Origin of the sequence: Rahnella sp. BIGb0603 (genome assembly GCF_024808755.1) — a bacterium.
Classification (GTDB): Bacteria; Pseudomonadota; Gammaproteobacteria; order Enterobacterales; family Enterobacteriaceae; genus Rahnella; species Rahnella contaminans.
Genome location: NZ_JANUEX010000001.1, coordinates 729,966 through 743,210 on the forward strand (window position 1 = coordinate 729,966; position 13,245 = coordinate 743,210).

Below are 13,245 nucleotides of genomic sequence, written 5' to 3' on the forward strand. Positions count from 1 at the left end.
GCAATCTATCGTAAAATTCTGAAAAGAAATTATTTTCATCTTTCTACGGTTTAAAATCTATCGGAGCATTTTTAAATACTTCATAGACTGCTTCAGAAGGCGGTTTCGGGAATTTCGCCTGTCGGGCCGCGGCAAGCGCTGCCTGACAAAGTGCTGGATCCCCACCTTCTGCTGACACGCTGATAAGCGAGCCATCCGGGTTCATTTTAACGCGCAACGAACAGGTTTTACCCGCATACGATGACGCGTCATAGAATCTGCTCTCAATAGCCGCCTTTATCTGGCTGCCATAGTTAGCAATATCGGCACCTGATGCACCCGCCTTTTTCTGTGTTCCTTTACCTGCCGGAGCAGAAGCCCCACCGCCCGTTGACCCTTTCGGCGCATTTTTAGAATCGGCCAGCCCGTCAAATAAGTTATTGGCGTCAGCAGATTCTTTTGCGGCAGCGGCAGCGGCCGCTTTCTTATCGGCTGCGGCTTTCTTGGCAGCTGCAGCCGCTTCAGCTTTCTTCTCAGCGGCAGCGGCGGCTTTCGCATCCGAAGCAGCTTTGGCGTCTGCATCAGCTTGCGCTTTCGCATCGGCGGCAGCCTGAGCTTTAGCCTCTGCGGCAGCTTGTTTCTTCGCCTCAGCAGCCGCTTCTTTCTTCGCGTCAGCCTCGGCCTGTTTTTTCGCGGCCGCAGCCGCTGCGGCGGCTTCAGCTTCAGCCTGTTTCTTCGCTTCGGCTGCGGCTTTTTTCTGTGCATCAGCCTGCGCTTTTGCAGCTTCTTTCGCTGCATCGGCCTTCGCCTGAGCCGCTTCTTTTGCCGCTTCAGCTTTCGCCTGTGCGGCAGCAGCTTCGGCCTGCTTCTGTTGTTCTTTCGCCTGCTCGGCAGCCTGCTGCGCTTGTTTCTGTTGTTCAGCGGCTTGTTTCTGCTGCTGAGCCTGTTCCTGCGCCTGCTGCTTCGCATCTTCCTGTGCCTGAAGACGCTCTTTCTCAAGTTCTTTCAGGTGTTGCTGTTCTGCGGCCTGTTTCTGCTGAAGCTCTTCAGCCTGTTGCTCTGATTTTTTCTGACGCGCTGCGGCAGCACGTTGGGAATCAGCCTGTTGCTGTTGCTGACGGTTGTACTGATCGACCACGGCACTGGGATCAACCATTACGGCCGAGATATCGCTACCGCCGCCGCCACCGCTCATGCTGGTATCTTCGTCCAGCGATCCCCAAATCAACAGGGCTATAATGATGATATGCAGAACGACCGAAACAATAACGGCGCGTTTGAGCTTATCGTTTTGTTCAGTTGCAGTTGCCTTTACCAAAATAGATTTCCCAAGACAGGATTACTAAAAACCCGGGATCCTGTAGCGCCTGACTTACTCTTTTAGCAAGCCAGCGAATGCCGGGTTTCAAATAAGTGTTACAAATTACCTATCCTCAGATAGGTTGTGTCATCAATCCGACTGACTTCACGCCAGCCTGATGCAGCATATTCAGCGCCTTGATGATTTCATCATAAGGCACATCTTTCGCGCCGCCGATCAGGAATACCGTCTTCGGATTGGCCTGAATACGGCTGGTCGCTTCTGCAATAACCTGTTGTTCAGGCAGTTGTTCCATACGCTGATGATCCACCACAATGGTGTATTGACCGACGCCTGAAACTTCAACAATCACAGGCGGGTTATCATCGCTGGACACTGTTTTAGAATCCGTCGCATCAGGTAAGTCAACTTCCACACTCTGGGTAATGATCGGTGCTGTCGCCATAAAAATCAGTAACAGAACCAGCAGTACGTCCAGCAGCGGAACGATGTTGATTTCCGACTTACCTTCGCGCCGGTTACGACGACCTCGTGTACGAGCCATACTCTCCCCCTTTAGTTACTGCTGGTTTCGCGAGAGAAAGCCTGACGGTGCAGGATAGCCGTGAATTCTTCCATGAAGTTATCGTAGTTTTGCTCAAGCTTATTCACACGCTGGTTAAGGCGGTTATACGCCATAACGGCCGGAATAGCGGCGAACAGACCAATCGCCGTAGCAATCAGTGCTTCTGCGATACCTGGAGCAACCATTTGCAGGGTCGCTTGTTTCACGGAACCTAAACCGATAAAGGCGTGCATGATCCCCCAGACCGTACCGAATAAACCGATATACGGGCTGATGGAACCGACGGTGCCAAGGAAAGGAATGTGTGTTTCAAGGGATTCGAGTTCACGGTTAAAGGAGATGCGCATTGCACGTGAAGACCCTTCAATCACCGCCTCTGGCGCGTGGCTGTTGGCACGGTGTAAACGGGCGAATTCTTTAAAACCAGAATGGAAGATTTGCTCTGCCCCGCTCAGGGTTTCGCGACGGCCCTGGCTTTCCTGATACAGACGGGAAAGCTCAATACCGGACCAGAATTTATCTTCGAACGCTTCTGCCTCGCGGGTGGCGGCATTCAGCACTTTCGTGCGTTGAATGATGATCGCCCAGGACGCGATAGAAAAGCACACCAGGACAAGCATAATCAGCTTGACCAGGATGCTGGCCTTCAAAAATAAATCAAGAATGTTCATGTCAGTCACTGCTTAAACTCCGCGACAATAGACTTAGGAAGCGCTCGGGGCTTCATTTGGTGTGGATCAATGCATGCAATCAACACTTCTGCAGAACTCAGAAGGTTTCCATGCGAATCAAGAATTCGTTGTGCAAAAGTAAGAGAAGCTCCGCGAATGGACGTAATCTCACTCTGAACATCCAGCAAGTCATCTAAGCGAGCTGGTGCAAAGTATTCGACCGTCATGCGGCGGACAGCAAAAGCGACGTGTTCTGCCAGCAACTGCTGCTGGTGAAAATTGCGTTGGCGCAACATCTCTGTGCGAGCCCTTTCAAAAAAGGCGACGTATCGGGCATGGTAGACCACACCTCCCGCGTCTGTGTCTTCGTAATAGACACGAACCGGCCATCGGAACAACGAATTACTCACTCTACATCCCGTAATGCAATTTGACGGCACTACTATACGCAAGAGAATTGGGGTTGGGAATGGGTTGCAATGCTGGAACGAAAATAATTATGGGCCGGAGCGGCCCATAGGAAGATTACTGTAAATCTGTGTATTTTTAAGACGATAAAAGTCAGCTGAAGAAGTAAAACAAACCCGCAGCCAGTGCAATCATCGCCAGTAACGGTGAAAAAAATGATTTCCACACCGAATTTCTCGGACGAAAACCCAGACCGTGAATAACACCGCTACAAACAGCCCATATCAGAATGAGCCCGTGCCACACTTCCAGCTGGCTGGTCGACGAAGCAAACATGCCCGGTTTCCAGAAAACACAACCGGCAAGCAGCAGCGACATCACAAGGGAAAGGGCCCGCAAGGGGCCCTTGTCTGTGACGGCGTAAACTTTATCCGCGATCACACTCATTGTTACTTCTCTTCTTTTGCAGCTTTGTTGGCTTCGCTGTGCTCAAGCGCCAGCGCGGTCATGATACCAAATGAGCAGGCCAGCAAGGTGCCGAGGATCCAGGCAAAATACCACATGGTTTTCTCCTTAATACAGCGAATGCTTGTTGTTCTCGATGTACGTTTTATCGAGGCGACCGAACATCTTGTAATACGCCCATGAGGTGTAAATCAGGATGATTGGCACAAAAATACACGCTACGACGGTCATCACTCTCAACGTCAGTAAGGTAGACGTTGCGTCCCACATGGTCAGGCTGACGTTAGGATCAGTGATTGACGGCATGACGAACGGGAACATAGTGATACCGGCCGTCAGGATCACACAGGCGATAGTCAGTGAGTTACTGACGAAAGCCAGAGCCGCTTTATTCAAACGGGAGAACAGGATTGTCAGCAGCGGCAGAATCACACCCAGTGCAGGAATAGCCCACAGAGCAGGGATCTTGTTGAAGTTAGCCAACCATGCGCCCGCTTCATGAGAAACCGTTTTGTGCAGCGGATTTGACGGGCCCGCGTGATCCAGTACGGAAGTCACGGTGAAGCCATCAATCCCTTTAACCAGCCAGATGCCCGCCAGCAGGAAGCAAACCATCATGATCAGCGCAGAAATCTGCGAGGCATTACGGGTACGCAGATGCAGTTCGCCGACAGTACGCATTTGCAGATACGTTGCGCCCTGCGTAATCAGCATGGTCAGGCTGACCAGACCGGCCAGAATACCAAACGGATTCAGCAGCTGAATCAGGTTACCGGTATAGAACAGACGCAGGTCGGTATCAATGTGGAACGGCACGCCCTGTAACAGGTTACCGAAGGCCACACCAAAGACCAGCGATGGCACGAAGCTACCAATGAAGATGCCCCAGTCCCACATTCCACGCCAGCGCGCGTTATCCAGTTTTGAACGGTAGTCAAAGCCCAGCGGACGGAAGAACAATGCGCACAGCACCAGAACCATCGCCGCATAAAAACCCGAGAACGCTGCTGCATAAACCATCGGCCACGCAGCAAATAACGCACCACCGGCGGTGATCAGCCAGACCTGGTTACCGTCCCAGTGCGGGGCGATCGCATTGATCATGATCCGGCGATCTGTATCGGTTTTACCGATGATCCGCACCAGAATCCCCACACCCATATCAAATCCATCGGTGACCGCGAAGCCGATAAACAGCACGCCAATCAGCGCCCACCAAATGAACCGTAAACTTTCATAATCGAACATAGTCGGACTCCCTAATTACTGAGCTTGCTCAAGCGGGGCTGAAGGTTTTTCAAAATGATAGCGCCCTGTTTTCAGGCTGCTTGGCCCCAGGCGTACATATTTGAACATCAGGAACATCTCAGCGACCAGGAACAGGGTGTACAAGCCGCAGATCAGGATCATTGATGACAGCACATCACCGACGGTCAAAGAAGAGTGCGCAATGGCCGTTGGTAAGACCTCACCAATTGCCCATGGCTGACGGCCGTATTCCGCAACGAACCAGCCAGACTCAACCGCAATCCATGGCAGTGGCAGGCCAAACAACACGGCACGATGCAGCCAGCGTTTTTCGCCAATTTTGCCCCGAACCACTGCGAAGAATGACAATCCAATCAGAACCAGCATCAGGATGCCGCAGGCAACCATGATACGGAATGCGAAGTACAGAGGCAGAACGCGCGGAATAGAATCTTTCGTCGCTTTCTGGATTTGTGCGTCTGTCGCATCAGTCACTTTGTCGGTATAGCGTTTCAGCAACATACCGTAGCCCAAGTCTTGCTTGGTTTTTTCAAAGTCACTGCGAACGGTTGGATCAGTATTCCCTGCGCGTAACTCTTCCAGCAGGTTGTACGCTTTCATCCCGTTACGGATACGGACTTCGTGTTGCGCCATCAGGTCTCTCAGACCAGTCACCGGCGTATCCACAGAACGCGTTGCAATCAGGCCGAGCAGGTAAGGAATCTGGATGGAGTATTCATTTTCCATTTTGTCCTGATTTGGCAGGCCGAACAGCGTGAAGCTGGCCGGTGCAGGTTGGGTATCCCACTCTGCTTCGATTGCCGCCAGTTTGGTTTTCTGTACGTCACCCATTTCGTAACCGGATTCATCACCCAGCACGATAACAGACAGTACAGCCGCCAGACCAAAGCTTGCCGCGATTGCAAAAGAGCGTTTTGCAAAGCCCACATCGCGACCTTTCAGCAGGTAGTAAGAGCTGATAGCCAGAACGAACATCGCACCTGTCACATAACCGGATGCAACGGTGTGTACGAATTTAACCTGCGCAACCGGGTTCAGAACCAGCTCGGAGAAGCTGACCATTTCCATGCGCATGGTTTCGTAGTTGAAGGTAGAAGCAATCGGGTTTTGCATCCAGCCGTTCGCCACCAGGATCCACAAAGCAGACAAGTTTGAGCCAAGGGCAACAAACCAGGTAACCGCCATGTGCTGAACTTTAGACAGGCGATCCCAACCGAAGAAGAAGAGGCCGACTAGTGTTGATTCCAGGAAGAACGCCATCAAACCTTCAATCGCCAAAGGCGCACCGAAGATATCACCGACGTAATGTGAGAAATATGACCAGTTAGTCCCGAACTGGAATTCCATGGTTAAACCGGTAGCAACGCCAATTGCAAAGTTAATTGCAAAAAGCTTGCCCCAGAATTTGGTCATATCTTTATAGATTTGTTTGCCGGAAAGCACATACACCGTTTCCATAATTGCCAGTATAAACGCCATACCCAGCGTTAATGGGACAAATAGGAAATGGTACATGGCTGTTAAAGCAAACTGTAAACGCGACAGTTCAACGATATCAAACATCTTGACCCCTTGCTCCTCGGAGGAAGACCCCAAATTGCGATCTTTGACGAACCGGTTGCCGGAACGCCTCATGACTACCAGTATTTAAATGTGTGTAGAACAGAAATGCAGAGTTCAGCTGAGTGAAGCCGTTCAAGGCATTCTGATACCCGGAAAAGACGCGGCCAGCGAGCCTCTAAGAGGCTGATGAACGGGAAAATCTCGGGGAAAAGTAAACATACAAAAAACTGATGTTACAGAACCATTATGTTACGCCAGTAATCCCACACATTAAATAGGTTTTTTAGTGACCCAAAGCGGATTTCCGCGTACAGGTCAATTTAACGACAAAACAGTGCAAGTTGCCGTAATTGATCTGACGCAATTTAAGCCTATCTCATTGTTTATTTCTATAATATCTACATCAATTTCTGAAAAAATATTTCAGGATGTTAACCGTTGGTTTCACTGATCTTTAATGGTGTATTTATTGTTAATTTGTTGTGTTTTTATGGTTGTGCTAAATATCTAAATCGCTACCTTTTAAAACCCATTTATTAACTTTTTATTTCCAATGAACCTATCGTGCTCTGTTAATAAATATAGCTCATATCGGCGATTGTTAAATATTTAGCTTAAAAATAAAAAAGGCCACCCGAAGGTGGCCAACATGTCGAATCATTAAGTCATATGAAATGACTCAGGTCACGCCGGAACATGGCCCGGCGCGAGGGACAATACTTACTGTGGCAGAACGGATTTCACGGCTTCGCCGATATCGGCCAGGCTGCGAACAGTCTTCACGCCAGCAGCTTCCAGTGCTGCAAACTTCTCGTCAGCCGTGCCTTTACCACCGGCAATGATGGCGCCTGCGTGGCCCATACGTTTGCCTTTAGGCGCAGTCACACCCGCGATGTAGCCTACAACCGGTTTGGTTACGTGTGCTTTGATGTACGCAGCCGCTTCTTCTTCAGCATTCCCGCCGATTTCACCGATCATGACAATCACTTCAGTCTGCGGATCTTCCTGGAACAGTTTCAGGATATCGATGAAGTTAGAGCCCGGGATCGGGTCGCCGCCGATACCGACGCAGGTAGACTGACCGTAGCCGTAATCTGTAGTCTGTTTAACGGCTTCATAGGTCAGCGTACCAGAGCGTGAAACGATGCCCACTTTGCCCGGCAGGTGAATATGGCCAGGCATGATGCCGATTTTGCATTCGCCAGGGGTGATCACGCCCGGGCAGTTTGGCCCGATCATCACGGCATCGCTTTGATCCAGTTTCACTTTAACCACCAGCATATCCAGCGTCGGGATGCCTTCTGTGATACAGATGATCAGTTTGATGCCTGCATCCAGCGCTTCCAGAATGGAATCTTTGCAGAATGGCGCGGGAACATAAATAACAGAAGCCGTCGCGCCGGTAGTCTCAACCGCTTCGCGAACGGTGTTGAACACTGGCAGACCCAGATGCTCGGTGCCGCCTTTGCCTGGCGTCACGCCGCCAACCATTTTTGTGCCGTAAGCGATGGCTTGTTCGGAGTGGAAAGTCCCCTGGCTACCGGTGAAACCCTGGCAGATAACTTTGGTGTTCTTGTTGATTAAAATCGACATTATTTCCCCTCCACTGCCGCGACAACTTGTTGAGCCGCATTCGTCAGGCTGGTCGCTGCAATGATGTTCAAACCGCTGTCTGCCAGTTTTTTGGCACCCAGCTCGGCATTGTTACCTTCAAGACGCACCACAACCGGCACGCTGACGCCCACTTCTTCCACCGCACCGATGATACCGTCGGCGATCAGGTCGCAACGAACGATACCGCCGAAGATGTTCACGAAGACGGCTTTCACTTTTTCATCGGACAGGATGATTTTGAAGGCTTCTGTTACGCGTTCTTTGGTCGCACCGCCGCCAACATCCAGGAAGTTAGCCGGTTCGCCACCGTGCAGTTTCACGATGTCCATGGTACCCATTGCCAGACCGGCACCGTTCACCATGCAACCGATATTGCCGTCAAGCGCAACGTAGTTCAGTTCCCACTGCGCTGCCTGAGATTCGCGGGCATCTTCCTGGCTGTAATCGCGCATTTCACGCAATTCTGGCTGGCGGAACAAGGCGTTGCCGTCTGCGCCCAGTTTGCCGTCGAGGCAGATCAGGTCGCCAGCAGTGGTCACTACCAGCGGGTTGATTTCGATGAGCGCCAGGTCGCGTTCTAAGAAGATGTTCGCCAGGCCCATGAAGATCTTGGTGAACTGCTGAACCTGCTTACCGGTCAGACCCAGTTTGAATGCCAGTTCACGGCCCTGATAAGGCTGCGGACCTGCCAGCGGATCCAGTGCAACTTTGTGGATCAGGTGTGGCGTTTCTTCAGCCACTTTCTCGATTTCCACGCCGCCTTCAGTAGACGCCATGAACACCACGCGTCGTGAGCTGCGGTCTACCACAGCGCCGAGGTACAATTCTTTGTCGATGTCTGTCGCGGATTCAACCAGGATCTGGTTAACCGGCTGACCCAGTGCGTCTGTCTGGTAAGTCACCAGACGTTTACCCAGCCAGTGTTCAGCGAAAGCACGAATTTCTTCTTTGCTTTTCACGACTTTCACGCCGCCCGCTTTACCGCGGCCACCGGCATGAACCTGACATTTTACCACCCACGGACCGGCACCGATTTTCGATGCAGCCTCTTCCGCTTCACGCGGCGTGGAACAGGCGAAGCCCGTTGGTGCTGGCAGGCCGTAGCGCAGGAACAGCTGTTTCGCCTGATACTCGTGTAAATTCATGATGTTCTATCCATTCTTTAGTAGGAAGGCTTATCAGGGCACAGCGGGCTGTGCCACAGATTTTTACGATCTCTATTTCTTTCGTTCCGCCGGGGACTAAACGTCCAGCAGCAGACGAGCCGGATCTTCCAGCATTTCTTTAATGGTCACCAGGAAGCCGACCGATTCCCGGCCATCAACCAGACGGTGATCGTAGGACAGTGCCAGATACATCATTGGCAAGATCACAACCTGACCGTTCACCGCCATCGGACGATCTTTAATGGCATGCATGCCCAGAATTGCACTCTGCGGTGGGTTGATAATCGGGGTCGACATCAGTGAGCCGAAGACGCCGCCGTTGGTCACAGTAAAGTTACCGCCGGTCAGTTCTTCCACTTTCAGTTTGCCGTCACGGCCCTTGATCGCCAGCTCTTTGATTTGCTTTTCGATGTCAGCCATACCCAGCGTATCCACATCGCGCAGAACCGGCGTTACCAGGCCGCGAGGCGTAGAAACGGCGATGCTCACGTCGAAGTAGTTGTGGTAAACCACATCTTCGCCATCAATAGAAGCGTTCACTTCCGGGTAACGTTTCAGCGCTTCAACCACAGCTTTCAGATAGAAAGACATGAAGCCCAGGCGTACACCGTGACGTTTTTCGAAACCATCACCGTACTGCTTACGCAGATCCATGATTGGCTTCATGTTGATTTCGTTGAAGGTTGTCAGCATTGCGGTGCTGTTTTTCGCTTCAAGCAGACGCTCAGCAACACGCTTACGCAGACGGGTCATCGGGACGCGTTTTTCGCTGCGTGAACCCAGAGCCGGTGCGGCGCTGGTCGCGGCAGGAGCCACGGCTGGTGCAGCCGCAGGTTTCGCGTCTTTGGCTTTCGCCAGGTGTTGCTCGACATCTTCACGGGTCAGACGACCACCGACACCGCTGCCTTTGATCGCGTTGGCATCCAGAGAATGCTCGGCAATCAGACGGCGGATTGCCGGGCTGAGTGCGTCGTTGCTTTCTTCTTCCAGAGCGGCGGTATGGCGTGCAGCAGGAGTCGCTTCTTTATCGGAGCTTTTCTCAGTGCTTGGCTTGCCGGAACTGTTACCCGGACGAATGCGCGCCAGAATCTGACGGGAAATGACCGTTGCGCCTTCATCTTCGATAATGCTGTCCAGAATACCGGCTTCACTTGCCGGCACTTCCAGTACCACTTTATCGGTTTCAATTTCTACCAGTACATCGTCACGCTCAACGCTGTCGCCCGGTTTTTTATGCCAGGTTGCAACCGTCGCATCTGCCACGGATTCAGGAAGGTCAGGGACCAGAATATCTACGCTACTCATTATAAATCCTTCTTATGTTCCATAGTGTTAACTCACGCCAACGCGTTATTTAACGTTCAGCGCATCGTTAACCAGATCTTGCTGTTGCTTCTGGTGAACGGACATGTAACCCACTGCCGGAGAAGCAGAGGCCGGACGTCCTGCGTAACGTAAAGAAGCCCCGAAAGGAATCACTTCACGGAAGTTGTGCTGGCTGCAATACCACGCGCCCTGGTTCAGCGGCTCTTCCTGACACCAGACGAAATCATGAACGTGTGAGAATTTCTCAAGCACTTCCTGAATCGCTTTGTGCGGGAACGGGTACAGCTGCTCGATGCGGACAATCGCCACGTCGGTTTGCTCGTTTTTGCGACGCTGTTCCAGCAGGTCGTAGTACACCTTGCCTGAGCACATCACCACGCGCTTAACCTGTTTTGGATCCAGTTCGTCTACTTCACCAATCGCTGGCAGGAAGCTGCCGTTGGCCAGTTCATCGAGCGTAGAAACCGCCAGAGGATGACGCAACAGAGACTTCGGCGACATGACGATCAGAGGACGGCGCATACCGCGCAACGCCTGACGACGGATCATGTGGTAAACCTGCGCCGGGGTCGACGGGATACAAACCTGCATGTTTTGCTCAGCGCAAAGTTGCAGATAGCGTTCCAGACGCGCGGAGGAGTGCTCCGGCCCCTGCCCTTCGTAACCGTGCGGCAGCAACATCACCAGACCACACATGCGGCCCCATTTCTGTTCGCCGGAGCTGATGAACTGGTCGATAACCACCTGCGCACCGTTGGCGAAATCGCCGAACTGCGCTTCCCAGATGGTCAGCGTACGCGGCTCAGCCGTGGCATAACCGTATTCAAACGCCAGCACCGCTTCTTCGGAAAGAACGGAATCCCATACGTTGAACTCGCCCTGGCTGTTATGGATATTAGCCAGCGGCACGTATACGGAACCATTTTTCTGATTGTGGATCACAGCATGACGGTGGAAGAAGGTGCCGCGACCGGTATCTTCACCCGACAGACGGATTGGAATGCCTTCATCAACCAGCGTAGCGTACGCCAGATTTTCCGCGCCGCCCCAGTCGAATTTCTTATTACCTTCGGCCATCTCGTTACGGTCGCCGTAAATCTTGGCAACGCGTGACTGCATTTCGATAGCATCCGGCACATGGCTGACGCGGCGCGCCAGTTCCTGCAGGCGTTTCAGCTCAACCTTGTTCGGGTAAGCTTCATCCCACTCGTGGTTCAGATACGGTGACCAGGTGAACGTGTGCATGTCATTCTGACGCCACTCTTCCACCACACACTCTCCCGCATCCAGCGCATCACGATACAAATTGACCATTTCCGTGGCATCTTCGAGACTGGCCACGTTTTGCTCGGTCAGAATGTCAGCATAAATTTTACGCGGCGTCGGGTGCTTCTTGATCTTGTTATACATCAGTGGCTGGGTTGCGCTCGGTTCGTCGGCCTCGTTATGGCCGTGGCGACGGTAGCAAACCAGATCGATCATGACGTCACGTTTAAAGGTGTTACGGAAATCCAATGCCAGGCGGGTCACGAAAGCCACCGCTTCAGGGTCATCGGCATTGACGTGGAAAATCGGCGCCTGCACCATTTTCGCGATATCAGTACAGTAATCGGTGGAACGCGCATCTTTCGGATTCGAGGTGGTAAAGCCCACCTGGTTATTGATGACGATACGCACGGTACCGCCCACTTCATAACCGCGTGCCAGCGACATGTTCAGGGTTTCCTGAACCACACCCTGACCGGTAATCGCCGCATCACCGTGAATGGTGATTGGCAGAACCATATTGCTGCGCGCTTCGTCCAGACGATCACGACGGGCACGAACAGAACCGATCACCACCGGGCTCACGATTTCCAGGTGCGACGGGTTAAACGCCAGCGCCAGGTGAACCATTCCGCCTTCGGTTTCCACATCGGACGAATAGCCCATGTGGTATTTCACGTCACCGGTGCCCAGATGTTCTTTATGTTTGCCGGAGAATTCGTCAAACAAGTCCTGAGGTTTTTTCCCCAGTACGTTGATCAGCACGTTCAGACGGCCACGGTGCGCCATACCCAGCACCACTTCACGCGTTCCGTTTTTGCCTGCATGACGGATCATGTCTTTCAGCATCGGAACCAGCGCATCGCCACCTTCAAGAGAGAAGCGTTTTGCACCGGGGAATTTCGCGCCCAGATAACGCTCCAGACCTTCTGCTGCGGTCAGTTCTTTCAGGAACGTTTTCTTCTCGTCATTGGTGAATTTCGCACGACCGGCCACGGATTCGACGCGCTGTTGGATCCAGCGTTTCTCTTCGGTGTTGGTGATGTGCATGTATTCCACACCAATGGAACCGCAATAGGTTTGCTTCAGGGCTTTATACAGCTCGCCGAGCTGCATGGTTTCCTTGCCAATGGCAAAAGAACCGACGTTGAAGGTTTCCTGGAAATCAGCTTCAGTCAGATGATGGAACGCAGGATCCAGATCCGGTACATCGTCCAGTTTCCACAGGCCGAGGGGATCAAGGTTCGCGTTCTGATGACCACGGAAGCGGAAGGCATTGATTAACTGCAGCACCTTGACTTGCTTGGCATCCGTTTCAGGATCGCTGATGGAGGAATTGTAACGTGACGCATCTTTCGCCAGGCGGCGGAAGTAGTCGCGAGTTTGAGAATGGAGTTGCTCTGGTTTCACACCCACTGTTGGTAGCTGTTTAAAAATCGAACGCCAGCTATCGTCAACGGAACCAGGATCGGTTAAGTAGTCTTCATAGAGTTGTTCTATGTAAGACTGGTTCGCACCCGCCAGATAGGAGGAATCCAGCCAGGCCTTCATTGCGCCGTTCTGCATCGTGATCCCTTAAGCTTTGAAGCTTTAGTTTTCGCCGTGGTTAATAATATTGACCGTGATACACCG

Annotated in this window: 12 protein-coding genes; all 12 read right to left on the reverse strand. The window is 52.2% G+C overall.

All coding sequences use genetic code 11. The features are described from left to right. Positions 1-43 precede the first annotated feature (43 nt). Positions 44-1,297 (reverse strand): cell envelope integrity protein TolA, encoded by a 1,254-nt coding sequence (gene tolA / locus M2403_RS03480; RefSeq protein ID WP_217152817.1) that lies wholly within the window; start codon positions 1,295-1,297, stop codon positions 44-46. A 115-nt stretch (positions 1,298-1,412) separates the two neighbouring features. Beyond that, a complete protein-coding gene (gene tolR, locus M2403_RS03485) occupies positions 1,413-1,844 on the reverse strand; it encodes a colicin uptake protein TolR (protein ID WP_165059476.1) in 432 nt (143 codons plus the stop codon). Positions 1,845-1,855: 11 nt separating this feature from the next. Next, positions 1,856-2,545 carry a Tol-Pal system protein TolQ gene (gene tolQ, locus M2403_RS03490; protein ID WP_013576430.1) on the reverse strand — a complete coding sequence of 230 codons (690 nt, stop codon included), beginning with the start codon at positions 2,543-2,545 and terminating at the stop codon, positions 1,856-1,858. Next, the gene (gene ybgC / locus M2403_RS03495) at positions 2,542-2,946 is read right to left on the reverse strand and encodes a tol-pal system-associated acyl-CoA thioesterase (RefSeq protein ID WP_165059474.1); all 405 of its coding nucleotides are present in this window, start codon (positions 2,944-2,946) and stop codon (positions 2,542-2,544) included. Before ybgC ends, tolQ begins: the two co-directional genes overlap by 4 nt. A 151-nt stretch (positions 2,947-3,097) precedes the next feature. Beyond that, positions 3,098-3,391 (reverse strand): cyd operon protein YbgE, encoded by a 294-nt coding sequence (gene ybgE, locus M2403_RS03500; protein WP_152326497.1) that lies wholly within the window; start codon positions 3,389-3,391, stop codon positions 3,098-3,100. A 2-nt stretch (positions 3,392-3,393) separates the two neighbouring features. Continuing rightward, positions 3,394-3,507, reverse strand: coding sequence for a cytochrome bd-I oxidase subunit CydX (gene cydX, locus M2403_RS03505; RefSeq protein ID WP_101077375.1), 114 nt, complete (start codon positions 3,505-3,507; stop codon positions 3,394-3,396). A 10-nt stretch (positions 3,508-3,517) separates the two neighbouring features. Continuing rightward, entirely contained in the window at positions 3,518-4,657 is a 1,140-nt protein-coding gene (gene cydB / locus M2403_RS03510; RefSeq protein ID WP_165059472.1) for a cytochrome d ubiquinol oxidase subunit II, read from the reverse strand. Between the two features lie 15 nt (positions 4,658-4,672). Then, positions 4,673-6,241 (reverse strand): cytochrome ubiquinol oxidase subunit I, encoded by a 1,569-nt coding sequence (gene cydA / locus M2403_RS03515; protein WP_165059470.1) that lies wholly within the window; start codon positions 6,239-6,241, stop codon positions 4,673-4,675. Positions 6,242-6,961: 720 nt separating this feature from the next. After that, on the reverse strand, positions 6,962-7,834 hold the full coding sequence (gene sucD, locus M2403_RS03520) for a succinate--CoA ligase subunit alpha (RefSeq protein ID WP_101077378.1): 873 nt from the start codon (positions 7,832-7,834) through the stop codon (positions 6,962-6,964). Then, entirely contained in the window at positions 7,834-9,000 is a 1,167-nt protein-coding gene (sucC, locus tag M2403_RS03525; RefSeq protein ID WP_101077379.1) for an ADP-forming succinate--CoA ligase subunit beta, read from the reverse strand. The genes sucD and sucC overlap by 1 nt, the downstream gene beginning before the upstream one ends. A 96-nt stretch (positions 9,001-9,096) precedes the next feature. After that, complete coding sequence (gene odhB, locus M2403_RS03530; protein WP_259228563.1) at positions 9,097-10,326, reverse strand: 2-oxoglutarate dehydrogenase complex dihydrolipoyllysine-residue succinyltransferase; 1,230 nt, start codon at positions 10,324-10,326, stop codon at positions 9,097-9,099. A gap of 45 nt (positions 10,327-10,371) precedes the next feature. Further along, entirely contained in the window at positions 10,372-13,179 is a 2,808-nt protein-coding gene (gene sucA / locus M2403_RS03535) for a 2-oxoglutarate dehydrogenase E1 component (RefSeq protein ID WP_152326493.1), read from the reverse strand. Positions 13,180-13,245: the final 66 nt, after the last annotated feature.